The 19,447-nt window shown below is 65.9% G+C and carries 20 protein-coding genes; 3 read left to right on the top strand and 17 right to left on the bottom strand.

What is annotated here, in order from left to right:
* Window positions 1-4 precede the first annotated feature (4 nt).
* The 16 genes from QX010_RS00195 to QX010_RS00120 all read right to left on the bottom strand — a co-directional run bounded on the left by QX010_RS00195 (window position 5) and on the right by QX010_RS00120 (window position 14,154).
* On the bottom strand, window positions 5-1,162 hold the full coding sequence (locus QX010_RS00195; protein WP_315801124.1) for an ABC transporter permease: 1,158 nt from the start codon (window positions 1,160-1,162) through the stop codon (window positions 5-7).
* Window positions 1,159-2,097, bottom strand: coding sequence for an ABC transporter ATP-binding protein (locus tag QX010_RS00190; protein WP_316176913.1), 939 nt, complete (start codon window positions 2,095-2,097; stop codon window positions 1,159-1,161). Before QX010_RS00190 ends, QX010_RS00195 begins: the two co-directional genes overlap by 4 nt.
* The gene (locus QX010_RS00185; protein ID WP_315801126.1) at window positions 2,094-2,885 is read right to left on the bottom strand and encodes an efflux RND transporter periplasmic adaptor subunit; all 792 of its coding nucleotides are present in this window, start codon (window positions 2,883-2,885) and stop codon (window positions 2,094-2,096) included. The genes QX010_RS00190 and QX010_RS00185 overlap by 4 nt, the downstream gene beginning before the upstream one ends.
* Window positions 2,882-3,550, bottom strand: a complete 669-nt coding sequence (locus QX010_RS00180) for a TetR/AcrR family transcriptional regulator (RefSeq protein WP_316176912.1) — start codon at window positions 3,548-3,550, stop codon at window positions 2,882-2,884. The genes QX010_RS00185 and QX010_RS00180 overlap by 4 nt, the downstream gene beginning before the upstream one ends.
* Window positions 3,551-3,671: 121 nt before the next feature.
* Entirely contained in the window at window positions 3,672-4,952 is a 1,281-nt protein-coding gene (locus QX010_RS00175; RefSeq protein WP_315801128.1) for an alpha-glucosidase/alpha-galactosidase, read from the bottom strand.
* Window positions 4,953-5,048: 96 nt separating this feature from the next.
* The gene (adhP, locus tag QX010_RS00170; RefSeq protein WP_315801129.1) at window positions 5,049-6,074 is read right to left on the bottom strand and encodes an alcohol dehydrogenase AdhP; all 1,026 of its coding nucleotides are present in this window, start codon (window positions 6,072-6,074) and stop codon (window positions 5,049-5,051) included.
* A gap of 122 nt (window positions 6,075-6,196) precedes the next feature.
* Complete coding sequence (locus tag QX010_RS00165) at window positions 6,197-6,610, bottom strand: DUF2000 family protein (protein ID WP_315759242.1); 414 nt, start codon at window positions 6,608-6,610, stop codon at window positions 6,197-6,199.
* A gap of 121 nt (window positions 6,611-6,731) precedes the next feature.
* The gene (locus QX010_RS00160) at window positions 6,732-7,136 is read right to left on the bottom strand and encodes a DUF4189 domain-containing protein (protein ID WP_316176910.1); all 405 of its coding nucleotides are present in this window, start codon (window positions 7,134-7,136) and stop codon (window positions 6,732-6,734) included.
* 90 nt (window positions 7,137-7,226) lie between these two features.
* A complete protein-coding gene (locus QX010_RS00155; protein ID WP_316176908.1) occupies window positions 7,227-8,831 on the bottom strand; it encodes a molybdopterin-binding/glycosyltransferase family 2 protein in 1,605 nt (534 codons plus the stop codon).
* Window positions 8,828-9,529, bottom strand: a complete 702-nt coding sequence (locus tag QX010_RS00150; RefSeq protein ID WP_316176906.1) for an XdhC family protein — start codon at window positions 9,527-9,529, stop codon at window positions 8,828-8,830. Before QX010_RS00150 ends, QX010_RS00155 begins: the two co-directional genes overlap by 4 nt.
* Window positions 9,530-9,532: 3 nt before the next feature.
* Window positions 9,533-9,856 carry an XdhC family protein gene (locus QX010_RS00145; protein WP_315750017.1) on the bottom strand — a complete coding sequence of 108 codons (324 nt, stop codon included), beginning with the start codon at window positions 9,854-9,856 and terminating at the stop codon, window positions 9,533-9,535.
* A gap of 13 nt (window positions 9,857-9,869) precedes the next feature.
* Window positions 9,870-11,075 carry a VWA domain-containing protein gene (locus QX010_RS00140; RefSeq protein ID WP_316176904.1) on the bottom strand — a complete coding sequence of 402 codons (1,206 nt, stop codon included), beginning with the start codon at window positions 11,073-11,075 and terminating at the stop codon, window positions 9,870-9,872.
* A gap of 169 nt (window positions 11,076-11,244) precedes the next feature.
* Window positions 11,245-12,153, bottom strand: coding sequence for a MoxR family ATPase (locus QX010_RS00135; RefSeq protein WP_316176902.1), 909 nt, complete (start codon window positions 12,151-12,153; stop codon window positions 11,245-11,247).
* 31 nt (window positions 12,154-12,184) lie between these two features.
* The gene (locus QX010_RS00130; RefSeq protein ID WP_316176900.1) at window positions 12,185-13,042 is read right to left on the bottom strand and encodes a xanthine dehydrogenase family protein subunit M; all 858 of its coding nucleotides are present in this window, start codon (window positions 13,040-13,042) and stop codon (window positions 12,185-12,187) included.
* 48 nt (window positions 13,043-13,090) lie between these two features.
* Complete coding sequence (locus QX010_RS00125; protein WP_006612357.1) at window positions 13,091-13,576, bottom strand: (2Fe-2S)-binding protein; 486 nt, start codon at window positions 13,574-13,576, stop codon at window positions 13,091-13,093.
* 131 nt (window positions 13,577-13,707) lie between these two features.
* Window positions 13,708-14,154 carry a carbon monoxide dehydrogenase subunit G gene (locus QX010_RS00120; RefSeq protein ID WP_315801136.1) on the bottom strand — a complete coding sequence of 149 codons (447 nt, stop codon included), beginning with the start codon at window positions 14,152-14,154 and terminating at the stop codon, window positions 13,708-13,710.
* A gap of 232 nt (window positions 14,155-14,386) precedes the next feature.
* On the opposite strand from QX010_RS00120, the gene pcaD reads away from it, so the two are divergent.
* Complete coding sequence (pcaD, locus tag QX010_RS00115; protein WP_316176898.1) at window positions 14,387-15,169, top strand: 3-oxoadipate enol-lactonase; 783 nt, start codon at window positions 14,387-14,389, stop codon at window positions 15,167-15,169.
* Window positions 15,170-15,191: 22 nt separating this feature from the next.
* Here pcaD and QX010_RS00110 read toward each other — a convergent pair whose 3' ends face one another.
* Entirely contained in the window at window positions 15,192-15,740 is a 549-nt protein-coding gene (locus QX010_RS00110) for a hypothetical protein (protein ID WP_315801138.1), read from the bottom strand.
* A gap of 529 nt (window positions 15,741-16,269) precedes the next feature.
* Here QX010_RS00110 and QX010_RS00105 point away from each other — a divergent pair.
* The gene (locus QX010_RS00105; protein ID WP_315801140.1) at window positions 16,270-17,475 is read left to right on the top strand and encodes an HlyD family secretion protein; all 1,206 of its coding nucleotides are present in this window, start codon (window positions 16,270-16,272) and stop codon (window positions 17,473-17,475) included.
* Window positions 17,475-19,445, top strand: coding sequence for a glycosyltransferase (locus QX010_RS00100; RefSeq protein WP_316176895.1), 1,971 nt, complete (start codon window positions 17,475-17,477; stop codon window positions 19,443-19,445). Before QX010_RS00105 ends, QX010_RS00100 begins: the two co-directional genes overlap by 1 nt.
* Window positions 19,446-19,447: the final 2 nt, after the last annotated feature.

Here is a 19,447-nt window from a genome sequence, read left to right as displayed (position 1 = left end):
TGCCTCAATCGAGGGTGCGGCGGAAGCGCAAGACGGCGACCGTCATGGCGAACAGCATGAGGCCGAACAGGGCGATCGTGTCATGCTGCAGGTTCTGGAGCGTCGAGCCCTTGAGCATGATGGCGCGCACGATGCGCAGATAGTGCGTCAGCGGCAGGCATTCACCGAGCACCTGCGCCCATTGCGGCATGCCGAGAAACGGGAACATGAATCCCGACAACAGGATGCTAGGCAGGAAGAACATCATCGACAGCTGCATCGCCTGCAATTGGTTCTGCGCCAGCGTCGAGAAGGTGTAGCCGATCGAGAGGTTGGTCGCGATGAACAGCGTCGACAGCAGCGCCAGCAGCAATAAGCTGCCCATGATGGGAACGCCGAACAGCAGCACGCCGATGCCGATGATGATCGTCGCCTGCAGGAAGCCGACCATCACATAGGGGATGATCTTGCCGAGCATGACCTCGACCGGCTTGATCGGCATCGACAGCAGGCTTTCCATCGTGCCGCGCTCGATCTCGCGCGTCACCGAGAGCGCGGTGAAGATCAGCATGGTCATGGTCAGGATGGTGCCGACCAGGCCCGGCACGATGTTGAGCCGCGACGAGGCCGCCGGATTGTAACGGGCATGGGCCCTGATTTCGAACGGCGTGGTGACGGGATTGCCGGTGTAGAGATCATGCGCCAGCGCGGTCTGCACGATCATGCCGAGCGAGGACAGTGCCGAGGACGCCGCGACCGGATCGGTCGCGTCGGCCGCGACGAGCAAGGCCGGCCGGTCGCCGCGGCGGACCGCGCGCTCGAAGCCGCGGGGGATCTCGACGCCGAACAGGACCTTGCCGGACAGCAGGAGATCGTCGAACTCAGCGACGCTGCTGACTTCCCGGGTGAAACGGAAATAGGCGGTGTTCTCCATCGCCTTCAGGATCGAGCGGCCGAGGTCGCTGTCCTCCTGCAGCAGCACCGCCGCCGGCAGATGATGCGGCGTGGTGTTGATGGCGTAGCCGAACAGCATCAACTGCATCACCGGGATCATCACGATCATCGCAAACGAGACCCGATCGCGCTTGAGCTGGATGAACTCCTTGACGAGCATCGCATAGGTGCGCCGCCAGAAGCCGAAGCGCGGCTCGGAAGACGTGGGATGGACGGCCGCATCGCTCATTGGAAGTTGTCCCGCGAACGGTTCATCAGGTCGATGAAGACGTCCTCGAGCGAGGGCGCGGCGGGCTGCCAGTGCAGGTCAGCCTTGTCGCGCCAGGACGCGATCGCCGCGTCCAGCGCGTTGCGGTCGCGGCCGGACACGTGCAGGCTGGTGCCGAACGGCGCCACCATGTCGACACCCGGCTTGCCGGTGAGGTCAGCCGTGAGCTCGCGCAGATCGTCGCCGCTTACCGTGTAGGTCGTGAGCGCCGATTGCGCGATCACCTCGGCGACGGTGCCGTGCGCCAGCAGATGACCATAGGCGATGTAGGCAATCTCGTGACAGCGCTCGGCCTCATCCATGTAGTGGGTCGAGACGAGCACGGTCAGCCCTTCGCTGGCGAGCGCATGAATCTCGTTCCAGAAATCGCGCCGCGCCTTGGGATCGACGCCGGCAGTGGGCTCGTCGAGCAGCAGCAGTTGCGGGCTCGGCAGGGTGCAAGCCCCGAGCGCCAGCCGCTGCTTCCAGCCGCCCGACAACTCGCCGGCGAGCTGCCGCTCGCGGCCGGCAAGCCCGAGCCGCTGCACCATGTCGCGCGCGGCCCGGCGCGGATCGGACATGCCATAGAGGCGCGCCACGAATTCGAGGTTCTCCCGCACCGAGAGGTCCTGATAGAGGCTGAAGCGCTGCGTCATGTAGCCCACCCGGCGCTTGATCTTGTCAGCGTCGCGCCGGATGTCGAAGCCGAGGCAGGTGCCCTCGCCGCCGTCGGGTGTCAGCAGGCCGCACAGCATCCGGATGGTCGTGGTCTTGCCCGAGCCGTTCGGGCCGAGAAAGCCGTAGATCGAGCCGCGCTTCACCTGCATCGACAGATCATGCACGACCTCGCGGCCGTCGAAGGACTTGGTCAGTCCCTGGACGTCGATCGCGATCTCGGCCGGTCCCGCCCCGTTCATTGCTTGTCCGCCACCGGAGTCTTCCGATCGGGAGTCTTGAGGTTTGGATAGATGCTGACCGGCTGGCCGACGCGCAGCGCGTCCGGCCGCGAGGGCCGCGCCTGGATCAGATAGACGAGCTTGTTGCGCTCATCGAGGCTGTAGATCACCGGCGGCGTGTATTCCGCCGAGGTCGCGAGGAAATAGATTCTGGCGGTCAGATCATCAGCGCAATTGTCACAGGTGACGCGGACCTCGTCGCCGATGGCGAGTTTCGGCAGATCAGGCTCGGGCACGTAGAAACGCAGCTTCATGTTGCCCGGCGGCATGATCGACAGCACCGGCCGCTGCGCCGCGACCATCTCGCCCTCGCGGAAGTAGATCTGCTGGACGGTCCCCGCGACGGGCGCCACACCTTTGCGCCTTGCCAGCCGCGTCTGTGAGGTCACGAGATGGGCCTCGGCGACGCGCAGCGCCGAAACGGCGGAGTCGAGCGTCGCCTGCGTCCCAGCGCCCGTCTTGCTCAAGGCGGCGGCGCGGTCATAGGTCTGCTGCGCATTGGCCAGCGTCGCCTTGGTCTGGTTGAGATCGGCCTGCTGCAGATCGTCGTCGACCGAATAGAGCGGATCGCCGATCTTGACCACGTCCCCCTCATGCACGTTGAGCTTCGTGATCCGGCCCGCTTCGTCCGGACTGACGAAGATCATGTCGGCCTCGACCCAGCCCTGATAGCCGGGATCGCGCGTCTCCTTGCAGCCGTTGAAGGTGAAGGCCGTCACCAGCACGGCAAGACAGTGCAGCAGGCTCATATCGGCCCCCTCGCGCCAAAGATCAGATCGAGATGCGTCTGCAGCATCGCTTCCGCGTCGAGTGGCGCATGCCGCTCGAACAGGCTCTTCCAGATCACCGCGACCATCATCGGCGCGATCATCAGTTGCGGATGTTGCGCCAGCTTGGGCTCGCGGATCTCGCCGCGCGTGATCGCCAACTGGATCAGCGCACGCATGGCCGCGAGACCGCGGGAGACGACCTCGCGATAGTAGAAATCGGCAATGGACGGAAAGCGCGGCCCTTCCGCGATGATGAGCCGGACGAGATCGGCCCGCCGCGTGCCGGCGATTTCCTGCAGGAACATGCGCGCCAACGCCTCGACCATGTCGCGCACCGAGCCGCCGGCCGGCGGCGGCGCCGCAAGACGGCCGACGAAGGGCACGATCGCGGTCCGGATCAATTCCTCGAACATCGATTCCTTGTCCTTGAAGTGCAGATAGATCGTCCCCTTGGCGACCCCTGCCCGCTTGGCGACGTCGTCCAGCCGCGTCGCCGCGAAGCCTCGGGCGATGAACTCGTCCATCGCCGCCTGCACGATCGCCGCGCGGCGCTCGGCGGAGCGATCCGCCCGGCGCGAGGCGCCGGCTGCCGCCGGCTTGACGGGCTCAACTCTGCGCTCGGACAATTTCGACGGCTTCGACATTGAACAATTATGACTGACTAGTCAGTCATTGTAAAGAGGCCCCGAGAAGGCTGAGCCGTCGGCGCGGGTCAGGAGCCCGACCCGACCGCGCGCGGCCCCTCATCAGACGAAGTCAGCGCGATCACGCGCAGGACCTGATGTAAGGCCGATTGATCTCCCAAAGCTCGTCCACGATCTGGCGCGCGGCGGCGGCCGAGTTGACGACGGGATCGATGAGGAGCGCCTGCAAGGCGAGATCCTTGGACGCCGTCATGGCCGCCTGCACCGCCAGTTGCTGAACCTGAACCTGGACCGACATCAGCTTGGCGACGGCATCTGGAAGCGGGCCCAGCGAAACCGGATGGATGCCGACGCGATCCGCGACAACGGGCACTTCGACAGCGGCCTCGGCAGCCAGGTTGGGAATGACGTGACGGTTCAGAACGACGCCGGACTCGATGACCTGCTTGCGATCGTGCAGCACCGAACCGATCACGGTGACCGCGCGCTCTCCGGATGGCATTCGCCACCAGTCCGGCATGCCGGCTTTGCCCGCCAGGACCTCGTCGATCTGCCGGATCAGCTTGGCCCGCTCCGCCTCGTCCCACGCAAAGTCGTACCCGCTCTCGCCCGCTTCCCAGCCATACGCGAGATACTCGCCGACATGGCTGTCGCCGCAGCCCAGCCAGAAGCCGAAGTCGCGCAACAGCGCCCGCGTCAGCGGCGCGACCTTGGGGTCGTGGCTCCCGGCCTTTTCGCGAAGCAGTGGATAGAGATCGGCCCCGGTGTCGCGATCCCGGATCTGCACGAGGCATTGGAAATGATTGAGCCCGGCGCCCCACACGTCCACGCGCTCCTCGGCGAGTCCCAGAATGGAGGCCACCTGGCTGCGCGCGATGAAGATGCCATGGCACAGGCCGATATGCGCGACGCGGCTGTGAAGCCCGAGCGCGAGGATGATGCGGCTCTCGGGATTGGAGAAGTTGATGAACAGCGCGTCCGGACAGCGCCGCTCCATCTCGCGCACGAAGTCGAAGACGACCGGCAGGGTACGGAGCGTGAAGAACAATCCACCAGGCCCGCCATTCTCACCCAGCGTGTGTCGGATGCCGTATTTGCGCGGCACCTCGAAATCGAGCTTCCACAGGCGGTTGCGGTCGATCGCGGTGGCATGGATCACGAAGCCGGCGCCGTCGAGCGCCGCGCGCCAATCCGTGGTCGCCTCGATCTTGAGGCCGGCGCCGGAGAGGTCGTTGAGCAGCCGGGCGAGTGCTTCCGACCGGGCAAGCCGGACCGGATCGCGGCCGATCAGCACGAGCGTCGAACCGGCGAGATCATGCGTCGAGAACAGGTCTCGGAAAACGCTGAGTCCGAAGGACGCGCTGCTCGCGCCGAGGAAGACGATCTTGGTGACGGCTGCCATGAACAATTTGTGCCAGCGCCGCGCGTCCCCCTTCCTGATCCAGATCAAACCGCCGCGAAGTGTTCGGCGCGGCGGCGCACCAATCGGTCATGCTGATCAGCCGAAGTCGAGCACCACGCGACCGTCGATCTTGCCGGCCTTCATGCGGTCGAAGACGGTGTTGATCTCCGACAACGGCGCCGTGGTCACCTCGGCCGTCACCTTGCCGTCCGCGGCAAACGCAATGGCTTCGTCGAGGTCACGCCTGGTGCCGACGATCGAGCCGCGCACGGTGATGCGCTTCAGCACGACATCGAAGATCGGCGTCGGGAATTCGCCCGGCGGCAAGCCGACAAGGCTGACCGTGCCCTTGCGGCGGACCATGTGCAGCGCCTGGGCAAAAGCCGGCGTCGACACCGCGGTGACCAGCACGCCATGAGCGCCGCCGCCGGTGATCCGGATCACCTGCTCCACGGCATCCTTGTCGAGCGCGTTGACGGCATGTTCGGCGCCCGCCTCCAGCGCGAGTTTCAGCTTGTCATCGGCGATATCGAGACCGATCGCCTTCAGCCCCATCGCCTTCGCGTACTGGATGGCGACATGACCGAGGCCACCGACGCCGGAGACCACCACCCACTCGCCGGGCCGCGTGTCGGTCTCCTTCAAGCCCTTGTAGGTGGTGACGCCGGCGCAGAGGATCGGGGCGATCCTGGCGAAGTCCACATTGGCCGGCAGACGCGCGGCGAACGCCGCGGACGCGATCACGTATTCGGCAAAGCCGCCATTCACGCTGTAGCCGGTGTTGTGCTGGTGCTCGCACAGTGTCTCCCAGCCGGTCTCGCAATACTCGCAGCGCAGGCAGGCATCGTGCAGCCAAGCCACGCCCACGGCGTCGCCGACCTTGAAGTCGGTGACCCCTGGCCCGAGCGCCGCGACGATGCCGGCCGCCTCGTGACCCGGGATGAACGGCGGCACCGGCTTCACCGGCCAATCGCCGGAGGCGGCGTGAAGATCGGTGTGGCAGACGCCGCAGGCCTTCACCCTGACCAGAATCTCGCCGGGTCCCGGCGCAGGAATTGGAACGTCCTCGATGACCAGCGGCTTGCCAAAGGCTTTGACGACGGCGGCTTTCATGGTCTGCATCTGTCTGCTCCTCATGTCGCGGCGCAAACTAACGACGTCGGAGTCGTCCGGTCTTGATCGGCGTCAAGCCGCGCCGCCGCATGAAGTAACAGTTTGATGACAGCGCAATGCGCCCGTTTCTGTCAGGCGTGAAATTTGAGTCCGTCGACGACCTTGTCGACCACCTTGCGCTCGGCACGAAACGCCAGTCCCACCAGATTGAGATCGGTGCGCGCCACCGCCTTCACGGCATCGCGGTTGGCCTCGTCATGCGTGGTCTTGAACATGTCCTCGGTGTAGAGCGCAGGCTTCACGCTGCGCGACAGCGCCCGATCCAGAGCACGCGCCAGCGCGGCACGATCCGGCGCGCCGTAGATCAGGATCGGCTGCCCGATCAACGCGTGATACAGGGTTGCCGAGCCGTCCTCATAAGGTGCGCCAATGCATTCGGGAAATGCGGCCGCGATGCCGCTGGAAAGAAACGCCGCGACGTTGAGCTTCTGCCAGGCCTCGAGATCGTTGCGGATGATCAGCGCGATCTTGGTGTCGAATTGCATGTCACTTCCAGGGTTCGATGTCATCGAACGCCGAGAATAGCCGAGCCGTTCTCGGGATGAAGCATCGAAATGAAAGCGGACGTGGAACTCCAGCCGAGCCGCTGCGATCATCAGACTCCAATCACCCCTTGGCGTCGCAGACCCAGGCGCGGATGACGCATTCCTTGCCGCCATATTTGTAGCATTCCCGGGTCGCCTCGTTGAGCGAGGTCGAGATCGTCGGCCGAACAGCATAGCCGTGGGCGCCGCAGGGATTGGTGAGATCGACCGCGAACGCGGCGCAGGCCTTCTTCATCGTCACCGCGGTGCAGTCGCCCTTGCACTGCTTGAGCGCGGCGGCCTTGGCGAGATGCTCCGCCGGATAGTCGAACGCCTGGCCGTAGGCGGCGCACTGGCCCATGGCGAAGGCGCCGGCGGCGTGGGCCGGGCTGATGGCGCTGGTGCTCGCGATGCGCGCGGCAGCAACGATCACGGTCAGTCCAAATGCAAACAGCGCGACACGGCGCGCAGCGGTCGAAATGATCACTCTCTCCTCCCCCGAGGCCCAATGTCGGCAAATCTAGCCGGGGGTCGTTGAGACTTGGTGAATGGGAGGTTGAGGGCGGGCTACGTGGGCTCAGCCACGCCGCGCGGCTTCCAGCGCCTGCGGCGTGTCGATGTCGAGAAACGCACTGTCACCATCGACCGGCACCTCGGCGACGGCCTCGGTGTGCTTGGCGATCAGGTGCCGCGCGCCGACGTCGCCGTCCAGCGTCATCAGCTCGGCGAAGAAGCGGCGCGACCACAGCACGGGGTTGCCGCGGCGTCCTTCGGACACGGGCACCACGATCAAATTGCCGCGATCGGGCGCGAACGCGGCGATCAGACGGTCGAGCAGATCCGAGGAAACCATCGGCATGTCGCCGAGGCACACGACCGCGCCATCGACGCCCTCAGGCACCGCGGCAATGCCTGATTTCACCGAGCTGGCGAGGCCGCCGGCGAAATCGGGATTGCGGACGAAGCGGACCTTCAGGTCGGACAGCGCCTGTTCGACCAGCTCGGCCTGATGACCGGTGACGACGATGACCTCACAAGCCTTGGAGGCCAACGCCTGCTCGGTCACGATCCGCACCAGCTTCTTGCCGTCCAGCTCGGCCAGCAGCTTGTTCGGCCCCCCCATCCGGGTCGAGCGTCCGGCGGCAAGCACGACCGCGGCGACCTTGCGTTCGCCCTCGGCCTCCGGCTTGGCACGCGGCTGCGGCCGCGTCACGATTTCCATCAGCAGGCCGCCGACGCCCATCGCGGTCAGCTCGGCGCGGGTGACCTTGATGCCGGCGAGCAGCCGCATCAGCACCCAGTCGAAACCGTTCTCGGCCGGCGAGCGGGCGCAACCGGGCGCGCCGAGCACCGGCACACCGCCGGCATTGCCGATCAAGAGCAGATTGCCGGGATCGACCGGCATGCCGAAATGCTCGATGGCCCCGCCGATGCCGGTGATCGCGGCGGGAATGACGTCGCGGCGGTCGGCGATCGCGGACGCGCCGAACACGATGACGAGCTCGGCGCCCAGCGCCAGCAGCTCCCTGATCGCAGCCGCCAGCGCGGCCTGCTCATGCGGCACGCGGCGCTCGGCGATGATGGTGGCGCCGGCCGGTGCGAGCCGCTCTGCGGTGACGCGCAGCGTCTTGTCGATGACCTTGGGCGCGAGCCCAGGAAGAAGCGTCGAGACCACGCCGACGCGCTTGATCACATAGGAGGCGATGCTGAGCGCGCCCCTGCCCGCCGCAGCGACGGCGGCATCGCGCAGGCGGCCTTCGACGCCGAACGGGATCAGCTTGACGGTGCCGACCATCTCGCCTTCGACCACCGGCTTGAACGCCGGCAGGGTCGCAAAGGTGATGGCCTCGTCGACGCCGTTGATGCGCTCGACCGCGGCGCGGTCGATCATCAGCACGCCGGGCTGCGCCGCGAACAGATTGGCGCGCCCGGTGAAGGCGCGATCGACGTGAATGCCCGCGCCGGCGACGACCTTGGCGACATCGGCGGCCGCCTCGTCCTCAGAGACGTCGCCGGCCTCGAGCCGGACGACGACGATCTCCTTGACCTCTTCCCGGGCCAGCGCCTCGACCTCCGCGGGACCGATCAGCGTGCCCTTCTTCAGCACCAATGATCCCTTGCGCAGGGTGTGCACCGTCACCCCGCCGATCGCATCGGCCGGACTGGCAGGACCGAACTTCATGCCGCCTGCTCTTTCTCCTTGGCCGGCAGCCGCAACGTGGCGGTGATCTGGGCCATGATCGAGACCGCGATCTCCGACGGCGACACCGCGCCGATGGCGAGCCCGATCGGCGCATGGATGCGGGCGATGTCGGCGTCGCTGGCGCCCTGCGCCCGTAGCCGATCATGACGCTTGGCATGCGTCTTCCGCGAGCCGAGCGCGCCGATGTAGAAGCAGTCGCGCGAGAACGCGTGCAGCAGCGCCGGATCGTCGATCTTGGGATCATGCGTCAGCGCGACGAAGGCCGTGTAGTGATCGACGTTGAGCGGCGGCAGCGCCACGTCGGGCCATTCCGCGATCAGCGGCACGTCGGGGAAGCGTTCGGGGCTGGCGAAGGCCGTGCGCGGATCGACGACGGTGACGTCATAGCCCAGCGACTTGGCGATCGGCGCCAACGCCTGGCTGATATGGACGGCGCCGATGATCACGAGCCTGGCCGTCGGGGCGTAGACGTTGAGGAACAGCCGCTTCCCGTCCACCTCGACCATGCCGCTCTTGCCCATGCGCAGATGCGTCGACAGCTCGTTGCGCAGCGGGTCAGTCGCGATGGCGGCGGCCTTGACCAGGCGCTGCGCGCCGGACGCGACGTCGGTGACGAGAATGGCCGGGCGACGCGCGGCACGCTCGGCGTTCAGTTCTGCCAGCGTTGCAAGTTGCATCGGTCAGCCCACTTTCTCGACGAACACGCGGATGGTGCCGCCGCAGGACAGCCCGACGTTCCAGGCGGTCTCGTCGGCGACGCCGAACTCAAGCATCTTCGGCTGGCCGCTGGAGATCACGTCCAGCGCCTCGGTGACGACCGCGCCCTCGACGCAGCCGCCGGACACCGAGCCCAGGAAGGTGCCCTCGTCGTTGATCACGAGGTTGGAGCCGACCGGGCGCGGGGCCGAGCCCCAGGTTTCGACCACGGTGGCGAGCGCCACGCCGTGACCGGATTTGTGCCAGTCCTCGGCGGCCCTGAGGATGTCTTCGTCGCGATTGAGCATGGTCATCTCCCTCTCAGGCGGCGGGCCGGATCGCGCTGCGCTGATGCGGCGGCAGCGGCGACGACAGCGCCGAGATCAGCGTCTCGATCGAGGTCAAGTTATGCACCGGGCGGAATTCGTCAACGTGGGGCAGCATGGTTTTGATGCCCTGCGCCTTCGCCTCGAAGCCGGAATAGCGCAGCAGCGGGTTGAGCCAGATCAGCCGCCGGCAGGAGCGGTGCAGCCGGTCCATCTCGAAGGCGAGCTTGCTGTCGGCCTCGCGCTCCAGCCCGTCGGAGATCAAGAGCACGATGGCGCCCTGCCCGAGCACGCGCCGCGCCCACTGCTTGTTGAAGGTCTGCAGCGAGGTGGCGATCCTGGTGCCGCCGGCCCAGTCCTCGACATTCGCCGAGCAGCTCGCCAGCGCCTCGTCGGGATCGCGCTGGCGCAGCGCCCGCGTCACGTTGGTCAGCCTCGTGCCGAACAGGAACACCGAGACCCGCTTGCGCGCATCGGTGATGGCGTGGAGGAAATGCAGGAACAGGCGGGTGTACTCGCTCATCGACCCGGAGATGTCGAGCAGCGCCACGATCGGCGCCGGCTTCTCGATCCGCCCCAGGCGATGGAAATTGATGATCTCGCCCTCGGTGCGCAGCGCCTGGCGCAGGGTCTTGCGCATGTCGATGCGGTGGCCGCGCGGATCGGTGGTGTGGCGGCGCGTCTTCAGCTCGGCCTGCGGCAGCCGCATCTTGGCGATCGCCCTGGTGACGTCGGCGATCTCCGCCGCGCTCATCTGCGCAAAGTCCTTCTTCTGCAGCACCTCGCGGTCGGACACCGAGAGCCGCAGGTCCTGCTCCTGCGCCTGCGGCTCCTCATGCATCTGCGGCTGCGACATCGCCTCCTGGACCCGGCGCGAGGCCGGCGGCGGCTTCTTCTTGGCGTGGTCCGGCAGCGGCACCGAATCGAGCATCGACTTCCATTCCTCGGCGGGACGGAAGAACAGGTCGAAGGCCTGGGCGAAGATCAGCGCGTGCTCGTGGCGCTTGACGAAGATCGATTCGAGCGTGGTGAAGACATCCGGCCGCTTGCCGATGTCGATGGCCTCGAGCGCGGTCATGGCATCGATGACGGCGCCGGGCCCGACGGGCAGGCCCGCGGCGCGCAGCGCCCGCGCAAAGCCAGCGATGTTGTCGGCGATGCCGCCGGTCGGCGGCGCGAGGTGATTGATGCTGGTGGGCATGGCTCTATCCCCTCGTCATTCCAGACACACCTCAACTTGAGATCGTGATTCCGGGGCGCCGGAAGGGCGAGCCCGGAATCCATACTCACGATCGTGGTTATGGATTCCGGGCCTGCGTGCTGCGCACGCATCCCGGAATGACGACCTTTGTTAGAGGCACCAGCGTGAACTACGTCTCGCTGGTCGCGTCTTTGATCACCTTGTTCAACGCATCACCCTGCATGCGGGCGATGTCGTCCTGGTACTTCAACAGCGCACCCAGCGTGTCGCCGACGACCTCGGCGTTCAGCGAGCGCGCATCGAGCTCGGTCAGTGCGGTCGCCCAGTCGAGGGTCTCGGCGACCCCCGGCGACTTGTAGAAATCCTGGTCGCGCAGCGCTTGGACGAAGCGCACGATCTGATGCGACAGCCGCTGCGAGATGCCGGGCAGCCGGGTCTTGACGATGGCGAGCTCGCGCTCGGCGGAGGGATAATCGACCCAGTGATACAGGCAGCGCCGCTTCAGCGCGTCATGGATCTCGCGGGTCCGGTTCGAGGTGATGATGACGATCGGCGGATGCGGCGCCTTGACAGTGCCGAACTCGGGGATCGTGACCTGGAAGTCGGAGAGGATCTCGAGGAGATAGGCCTCGAACGCCTCGTCCGCGCGGTCGAGCTCGTCAATGAGCAGAACCGGCGCGCCGGCAACATCCGGCTCCAGCGCCTGCAACAGCGGGCGCTTGATCAGGTAGCGGTCGGCGAAGATGTCCGACGTCAATTGATCGCGGTCGACCTCGCCGCCCGCTTCCGCCAGCCGGATCGCGATCATCTGCGCCGCAGAGTTCCATTCGTAGACGGCGGAGGCGACGTCGAGACCCTCGTAGCATTGCAGCCGAATCAGCTTGCGGCCGAGCGCCGCCGACAGGACCTTGGCGATCTCGGTCTTGCCGACGCCGGCCTCGCCTTCGAGGAACAGCGGCCGGCCCATGCGCAGCGACAGATAGGTTACCGTCGCCAGCGATCGCTCGGCCAGATAGCCGCGCGAGGACAACAATTCGAGCATCGCGTCGACCGATGCTGGCAGGGCCGGAGCACTCATGGGCGAGACCGCTTCCTTCTTCACGCGTCCGTCACGAAGCCGGAGCCTCGGGTTCGGCGGCTCCCTCCGACGCGGTTGAGGCCTTGGCGCCGGTATTGGCCGCATCGACCGCACGGCGCGCCAGCACGCCGATCAGATGGGCACGATATTCGGCGCTGCCGTGAATGTCGCTGTTGAGGCCTTCCGCCGAGACCGGAATGCCCTCCAGCACTTTCGGCGAGAACCGCTTCTGCAGCGCCTCCTCGAAGGCGGGGACGCGGAACACGCCGTTGCCGCCGGCGCCGGTCACTGCGACCCGCACGTCCGACGGACGGCGCGCGACGAACACGCCGACCAGCGCGTAGCGCGAGGCCTGGTTGCGGAACTTCACATAGGCCGCCTTCTTCGCCAGCGGAAAGCTCACCTTGGTGATGATTTCGTCGGGCTCCAGCGCGGTCGTGAACAGCCCGAGGAAGAACTCCTCGGCCTTCAGCTTGCGCTTGTTGGTGACGATGGTGGCGCCGAGCGCGAGGCATGCCGCCGGATAGTCCGCGGTCGGATCGTTGTTGGCGATCGAGCCGCCGATGGTGCCGCGATGGCGCACCGCGGGATCGCCGATCAGGCTCGCCAGATGTGCCAGCGCAGGAATCGCCTCGCCGACAGTGGCGGAGTTGGCGACGTCGGCGTGACGCGCCATCGCGCCGATCACGAGGTTGCGGCCCTTCACCTCGATCGTATCGAGCCCCTCGACATGGGAGAGATCGACCAGATGCGGGGGGCTTGCGAGCCGCTGCTTCATGACCGGCACCAGCGTGTGGCCGCCGGCGACCAGCTTGGCGTCTTCGTTCTTGGTGAGGAGATTGGCGGCCTGGCGCACGGTCGCCGGCCGATGATATTTGAATTCGTACATGGGGAAATGTCCTGTGCGCAGCGGGCGGACTAAGGCGAGGTCAGACGTTTAGGCGAGGTCCGATTTGGCCATCGCCTTGGCGCCGGCGGCGATCGATTGCACGATGTTCTGATAGCCGGTGCAGCGGCAGAGATTGCCCTCCAGCTCCTCGCGGATGGTCTCTTCGCTGAGCTCATGTCCCTTGCGATGGACGAGATCGACCGCGGTCATGATCATGCCGGGCGTGCAGAAGCCGCATTGCAGGCCATGGTGCTCGCGAAACGCTTCCTGCATCGGATGCAGCGGCGCGCCGTCGGCGGCGAGCCCCTCGATCGTCCTGACCTCATGACCATCGGCCATGACGGCCAAGGTCGTGCAGGACTTGACCGCCTTGCCATCCAGATGGACGACGCAGGCGCCGCATTGCGACGTGTCGCAGCCGACATGGGTGCCGGTGAGGCGCAGATTCTCGCGCAGGAACTGCACCAGCAGCGTCCGCGGATCGACGTTCGCCGTGACGGGATTACCGTTCACAATCATGGAAATCTTGGCCATTCAGGACTCTCTATTATCCGCGCCACAGCGTTGCACTGCAGCGCAGCCCAGCAAAATCAGTCGAAAACCATCATATGGGCGCTCCCGGCGGCGGGCAACCTCGCCCCCGGCCGCGCATGGGTCGGTTGCGATCAGCCTTGAACCGCCTTGGCGAAGTTGGCGAAGAACTCGTCGGCGAGTTTCTTGGCGGTGCCGTTGATCAGCCGCTGGCCGAGCTGCGCCAGCTTGCCACCGATCTGCGCTTCGACATTGTAGGTCAGCAGCGTGCCGCCGTCCTTGTCCGCCAGCGCGACGACCGCGCCACCCTTGGCGAATCCGGCGACACCGCCCTCGCCTTCGCCTGAGATCTTGTAGCCGTTCGGCGGATCGAGATCGCTCAAGGTCACCTTGCCCTTGAAGCGCGCGGAGACCGGTCCGACCTTCATCTTGGCGACGGCGCGGAGGCCGCCATCCTCGGTCCTCTCCAGCTCCTCGCAGCCGGGAATGCAGGTCTTGAGCACCTCCGGATCATTCAGCTTGTCCCAGACCTGCTCTCGCGAAGCGGCCAGCTGGACCTCGCCCGTCATCGTCATTGCCATGTGCATCTCCCCCCGATTGGCGCGGTTAGAGGCATTCAAGTAAAGCACCGAACGCCCAAAAGGAAGGGCGGGCAGCGCCCGGAAGCGTTGCAGAAAAGCCGGAGCACCGCAGCATTCCGGACCTCGCCGCCGTCGGGTTTTGATTGGCAGACGGCGGCGGCGGTGCTTAGTTCGCCATCAAATCTGCACGATTCCTCCGGCGGCGCGACCGCCTGCGACAAGGATTCCGCCCATGCCGATGATCGATGCCGACGGCTGTCTGTTGAATGTCACCGTCGAGGGCCGCGACGGCGGGCCGACCCTGATGCTGTCGAACTCGCTCGGCTCGACCCTGCAGATGTGGGAGCCGCAGATGCGCGCCTTCACTCAGGTGTTCCGCGTGATCCGCTATGACCGGCGCGGTCATGGCAAATCGCAAGTGCCGCCCGGGCCCTACTCGATCGAGCGATTCGGCCGCGATGCGCTGGCGATTCTCGATGACCTCAACATCGAGAAGGTGCACTGGTGCGGCGTGTCTATGGGCGGCATGGTCGGGCAGTGGCTCGCCGCCCATGCCCCTGAACGCGTCGGCAAGCTCGTGCTAGCCAACACCACCTGCTACTACCCCGATCCGGCAATCTGGGACGCCCGCATCAAGGCGGTCGAGGACAGCGGACTCGCTGGAATCGCCGACACCGTCATCGCCGGCTGGCTGACACAGGAGTTTCGCGATCACAATCCTGATGTCGCCGATCGGATGAAGGCGATGCTCGTGGCCACGCCCGTCGAGGGCTATCTTGCCTGCTGCGCGGCACTGCGCGCCTCGGATCTGCGCGAGGATCTGCCGGCCATCAAGAGCCCTACCCTCGTCGTGGCCGGCCGCTACGACAAGTCGACGCCGATCGCGATGGCGGAAGCGATCCGCAGCCGGATCGCCGGCGCCAGCATGACCATCGTCGATGCCGCGCACATCTCGAATGTCGAAGCGGCAGGCCAGTTCAACGATGCCGTGCTGGGCTTTCTGACCCAGCGCTGATGCACCGCGACGGATCGGGGCGTCATGCCTGCTGCGGCGACGGCGTCGCCGTGGACTCCATCATCTTCGGCGGAGCGGATGCGGAGGACGGCGAGGCCTGCGTCGACGGCTTCTCCACGAGCATGACGATGGCCGTGCCGAGCAGCATCAGGAGTTCCGTGGCATGCAGACGCAACGCCTGGGGCTCCCCGACTTTGGCGGCCATGATCATGCTGAAGAAGGCGAGCATGCTGCCGAAGCCGAGCCCGATCGACAGCGCCTCGACATAGCCGGCCACCTTTCGCACCCGCGGAACCAGGATCAGCACCAGGAACATCGCGAAGAAGCCTGCGACCGTCAGTCGCGCCAGCGCAAGCAGCCAGGCGGCACGGACCGTCTCGATGCCCGACAGCTGCAGATGGTCGCTGATGAACAGCGCCACCGCGATATTCGGCCGCGCGAACAACCCCTGGATCGGCGAAACCATGATCTGAAACGCGATGATGGTCCAGGCGGGCACGAAATAGAGCGCCAGCAGCACACCGTTGACGCAGCTGAGCCGCCAATTCCTGATCACGCAATCCTTGATCATGTCACGCCCACCTTTGCATCCCACAAACCGCCCGTCCGGCCGATTTCCAGACGAGCTAACGCCCGGCAAACCCGCACGGCAATTTAAACCATTCGTTTACCTTAACAGGGGGGCGACGGGCGCGAGAGTCCACCGTCCAATCGCCGTGGAGACGGTGCTGATGACCTCGCCGGTCAGGCCTCGAATATCCGCGTGACAGCGGCCTTTCCGGCCATCGACGCGTCCTCGAACATCTGCATCGCATCGAACATTGCGCCCGCTCGGTCTTCACCCCCCGCGATGCGGCTCCTCCGGCGAAAGACCGCCGTCGCCGACGCCTGCATCGGGGCACGATCGATGCGCCGGCAGCCCGATCGCGGCGGCAGCCGCTGATATCGTCCAGGCGCCTCGCAATTCTGTGCCGCCCCATCGGTGTTCTTGACTAGCGTCAAAGTAGCCGGACAATTAAATACTATCTTAACACGAGCACCACTGCGTTTCGCACAGCGGGATGGTGATGCGGCAGGCAGCTGCCGAGCGGGAGTACCGCATGAGAGTAGCTCGGATCTTCGTCGGCATCCTCCTGCTCGCCGGCGGCCTTTACATCCTGATCGGCGAGCATTTCGCGGGAACTTCAGGCGACGCGACCGTCAATGCCCGGCTGTACGTCGTGCGCGCGCCGATCGAAGGCCGCGTGACGCTGGGGGTGAGCAATATCGGCGCCAGGGTCAATGCCGGGGAACTCATGGCCGAGATCGTCGATGACCGATTCGACACCACGCGCCTGCTCAATCTCGAGCGCGAACGTGACGAGCAGAAGATCGCGCTCAAGCGGGTTCCAGCGCAGCGTTCGGCGCTCGAGCAGGCCCGGGCCGCCTTCGCGACCCAGTCGGCCAACTACAAGACCGGCCGCGTCCGGCAGATCGCGGCACGCATCGCCGAGGCAAAGGCGGCGGAAGATGCCGCGGCCGCCCGGCTGAAGCTCGCGGATCTCACCTTCACGCGGGCCAACGAGCTGAAGGAACGCGGGGTCCAGACGATTGCCAGCCTCGACCAGGCCAGCGTGTCGCTCGACATCGCCAAGCAGGATGTCGAAAGCGCGAAGCAGCGCACCAACTATTTCGAGACCGAGCTGGGCTCCGCGCAATCGGGGGTCTTCATCGGCGACTCCTACAATGACGTGCCGTTCTCGATGCAGCGCATCCACGAGCTCGACCTGCGTCTCGCCGAACTTGCCGTGGACGAGCAGCAGATCCAATCCCGCCAGCTCCAGTACGAGCAGCAGATCAACGCCGAGCGCGTCCGGATCAATCGACTGACCTCGGCGACGCTGAGGGCCCGCGTGCCGGGCATGGCTTGGGACTTCCTCGTCGACGATGGCGAGTATGCCCGTCGCGGTCAGGATCTCGTCAAGCTGGTGGACTGCAACAGTCTCGTGGTGACCGCGAGCGTTCCCGAAAGGCTCTACGACAGCCTGTCGATCGGTGTCCCGGTGCAGTTCCGTCTGTTCGGCGACGACCGGATATTCGATGGAACGGTGACACGTCTCGGCGGCTCGGGCGCCTCGCAGCTCTACGCCAATCTCGCCGTCGGCCCGACGCCGCAGCACTTGCAGCGCTTCGACGTCACCGTGGCGGTGCCAGATCTCGCCAAGCAGCCGGACCTGTCCTGCGCCATCGGGCGCACCGGCCGGGTGATCTTCACCAGCGGACCGGTCGCGGCATTCCGCCGCTTCGTCGCCCGGTACGGCTACTGATGCCGACGCTGTCACCATTTCTGTCCGCGTTCGCAGTCATTGCAGTCGTCATCGGACTGCGCCTCCTGGTGTTGCCCCTCCTGGACCCGAGGAAATGGTACTGGCGGGCCCTGCTCCTGAGCGGCTCGATCCTGCTGGCCTGGCGCTATGTCGCCTGGCGCTTCACGGAGACTCTTGCCCCGCTTGGCCTTACGCCGGATGGGATCCTCAGCTGGGGCTTCGCCATTCTCGAAGCGCTCACCGTCGTGTCGTCGTCCTTCGCCTTCCTGATCCTGACCCGGACCAAGGAGCGGACGACGGAAGCTGATCGCCATGCCGGCTGGTGGCTTCCGAGGCCGCCGCCTCGGGTCGACATCTTCATCACAACCTATAACGAGCAGCTCGAAGTCCTGGAGCGAACCATCGTCGGCGCCAAGGCCATCACTTATGCGGCATTACGCGTTTTCGTCCTCGACGACGGCAGCCGGGCCTGGCTCCAGAATTACTGCGCCGAGCACGGCATCGGCTATGTCGCCCGTACCGACAAGTCGCACGCCAAGGCCGGCAACATCAACAATGCCTTGCGGCTGCGCGCGGCGGATGCGGACCGGCCGGACTTCGTCGCCGTTCTCGACGCCGACTTCGTGCCTCATGTCGACTTCATCGAGCGGACGATGGCGCTGTTTCACGACCCGGCTGTCGGCCTCGTACAGACGCCGCAACACTTCTTCAACCCGGACCCGATCCAGCACAATCTCGGCATCGGCGCAGCCTACCCCGACGAGCAGCGCCACTTCTTCGACAACGTCGAGCCGGCGCGCGACGCCTGGGGCATCGCCATGTGCTGCGGGACCTCCTCGATATTCCGCGTCTCCGCCGTGGAGGAGATTGGCGGCGTCCCGACCGAAAGCGTCACCGAGGATTTCCTGCTCACGCTGCGCCTGTCTGCACACGGCTACCAGACCGTGTACCTGAACGAGGCGTTGTCGGAGGGATTGGCGCCGGAAGGCCTTGCCGAATACGTCGTGCAGCGCGGCCGCTGGTGCCTCGGCCTCATGCAGATCGCGCGCAACGTCTACAATCCGTTCGGCTCCCACGGTCTCGATGTCTTCCACCGGCTCAGCGTGCTCGACTCGCTGCTCTACTGGACGTCGACCTATCCGTTCCGCCTCGCCGCGCTGATCTGTCCGCTGCTTTACTGGTGGGGCGGCGTGACCGTGGTGAATGCCTCGATCGCCGACATCATCCGGTACTATGGCCCATATTATCTCTCGATCATGTACACGCTGAACTGGCTGTCCAAGGGACTGTTCATTCCGATCGTCAACGATGTCTCGCAGATCGTCGCAGCATGGCCCGTGCTCCGTGCCGCCGCTCTCGGCCTTCTCTCCCCCGGCCCACACAAATTCTCGGTCACCGCCAAGGGCGGCGACCGCGCCAAGATCATCGTCCAATGGCCGCTGATGCGGCCCTTCCTGATCCTGATGACGCTGACGGTCGGTGGCCTGATCGTGTCGCTGACGTCCGATTTCGTGTTCAATACCACGGCGACCGCGGGAGACGGCGTCGTCATCGTGATGTTCTGGACGGTCTACAACATTCTGGTGCTGTCGGTGGCGATCGCCGTTTGCATCGATCGTCCACGCTACAACCGGCCGCAACGTCAGATCGTCGAGCCGATAACCCTGACGGTCGACGGCAAGGCGCAACGCGGCTGGATCGTCAATCTCGGTCCCGGCGGCGCGCGCGTCAGCGGTCCCGTCGGCCTTGCGACCGGCACCACCGGCACGCTCACCCTGCCCCTGATCGGCGAAATCCAGACCAAGGTCGCGGCTCCGACAAACGACGGCTACCGGCTCATATTCGGCGTAACGCCGCAGCAGCGCGCCCAGATCATCGAGCGACTACACACGGCAAGTGGAGTGCCGGGCGCCGACAGCGGCGATCTCGGCCGCATGCTGAAAGAACTCGCGCGAGCCGTGGCCGATTGAGG

It is taken from the genome of Bradyrhizobium sp. SZCCHNRI1009 (assembly GCF_032487575.1).
In the GTDB taxonomy this organism is placed as follows: domain Bacteria; phylum Pseudomonadota; class Alphaproteobacteria; order Rhizobiales; family Xanthobacteraceae; genus Bradyrhizobium.
This window is presented reverse-complemented; position numbering and strand designations above follow the sequence as displayed.

Excerpts from the sequence above, each read along its gene's own strand:
- QX010_RS00195 (WP_315801124.1), bottom strand. The coding sequence starts at position 1,162 with ATGAGCGATGCGGCCGTCCATCCCACGTCTTCCGAGCCGCGCTTCGGC.
- QX010_RS00190 (WP_316176913.1), bottom strand. The coding sequence starts at position 2,097 with ATGAACGGGGCGGGACCGGCCGAGATCGCGATCGACGTCCAGGGACTG.
- QX010_RS00185 (WP_315801126.1), bottom strand. The coding sequence starts at position 2,885 with ATGAGCCTGCTGCACTGTCTTGCCGTGCTGGTGACGGCCTTCACCTTC.
- QX010_RS00180 (WP_316176912.1), bottom strand. The coding sequence starts at position 3,550 with ATGTCGAAGCCGTCGAAATTGTCCGAGCGCAGAGTTGAGCCCGTCAAG.
- QX010_RS00175 (WP_315801128.1), bottom strand. The coding sequence starts at position 4,952 with ATGGCAGCCGTCACCAAGATCGTCTTCCTCGGCGCGAGCAGCGCGTCC.
- adhP (WP_315801129.1), bottom strand. The coding sequence starts at position 6,074 with ATGCAGACCATGAAAGCCGCCGTCGTCAAAGCCTTTGGCAAGCCGCTG.
- QX010_RS00165 (WP_315759242.1), bottom strand. The coding sequence starts at position 6,610 with ATGCAATTCGACACCAAGATCGCGCTGATCATCCGCAACGATCTCGAG.
- QX010_RS00155 (WP_316176908.1), bottom strand. The coding sequence starts at position 8,831 with ATGAAGTTCGGTCCTGCCAGTCCGGCCGATGCGATCGGCGGGGTGACG.
- QX010_RS00150 (WP_316176906.1), bottom strand. The coding sequence starts at position 9,529 with ATGCAACTTGCAACGCTGGCAGAACTGAACGCCGAGCGTGCCGCGCGT.
- QX010_RS00145 (WP_315750017.1), bottom strand. The coding sequence starts at position 9,856 with ATGCTCAATCGCGACGAAGACATCCTCAGGGCCGCCGAGGACTGGCAC.
- QX010_RS00140 (WP_316176904.1), bottom strand. The coding sequence starts at position 11,075 with ATGCCCACCAGCATCAATCACCTCGCGCCGCCGACCGGCGGCATCGCC.
- QX010_RS00135 (WP_316176902.1), bottom strand. The coding sequence starts at position 12,153 with ATGAGTGCTCCGGCCCTGCCAGCATCGGTCGACGCGATGCTCGAATTG.
- QX010_RS00130 (WP_316176900.1), bottom strand. The coding sequence starts at position 13,042 with ATGTACGAATTCAAATATCATCGGCCGGCGACCGTGCGCCAGGCCGCC.
- QX010_RS00125 (WP_006612357.1), bottom strand. The coding sequence starts at position 13,576 with ATGGCCAAGATTTCCATGATTGTGAACGGTAATCCCGTCACGGCGAAC.
- QX010_RS00120 (WP_315801136.1), bottom strand. The coding sequence starts at position 14,154 with ATGGCAATGACGATGACGGGCGAGGTCCAGCTGGCCGCTTCGCGAGAG.
- pcaD (WP_316176898.1), top strand. The coding sequence starts at position 14,387 with ATGCCGATGATCGATGCCGACGGCTGTCTGTTGAATGTCACCGTCGAG.
- QX010_RS00110 (WP_315801138.1), bottom strand. The coding sequence starts at position 15,740 with ATGATCAAGGATTGCGTGATCAGGAATTGGCGGCTCAGCTGCGTCAAC.
- QX010_RS00105 (WP_315801140.1), top strand. The coding sequence starts at position 16,270 with ATGAGAGTAGCTCGGATCTTCGTCGGCATCCTCCTGCTCGCCGGCGGC.
- QX010_RS00100 (WP_316176895.1), top strand. The coding sequence starts at position 17,475 with ATGCCGACGCTGTCACCATTTCTGTCCGCGTTCGCAGTCATTGCAGTC.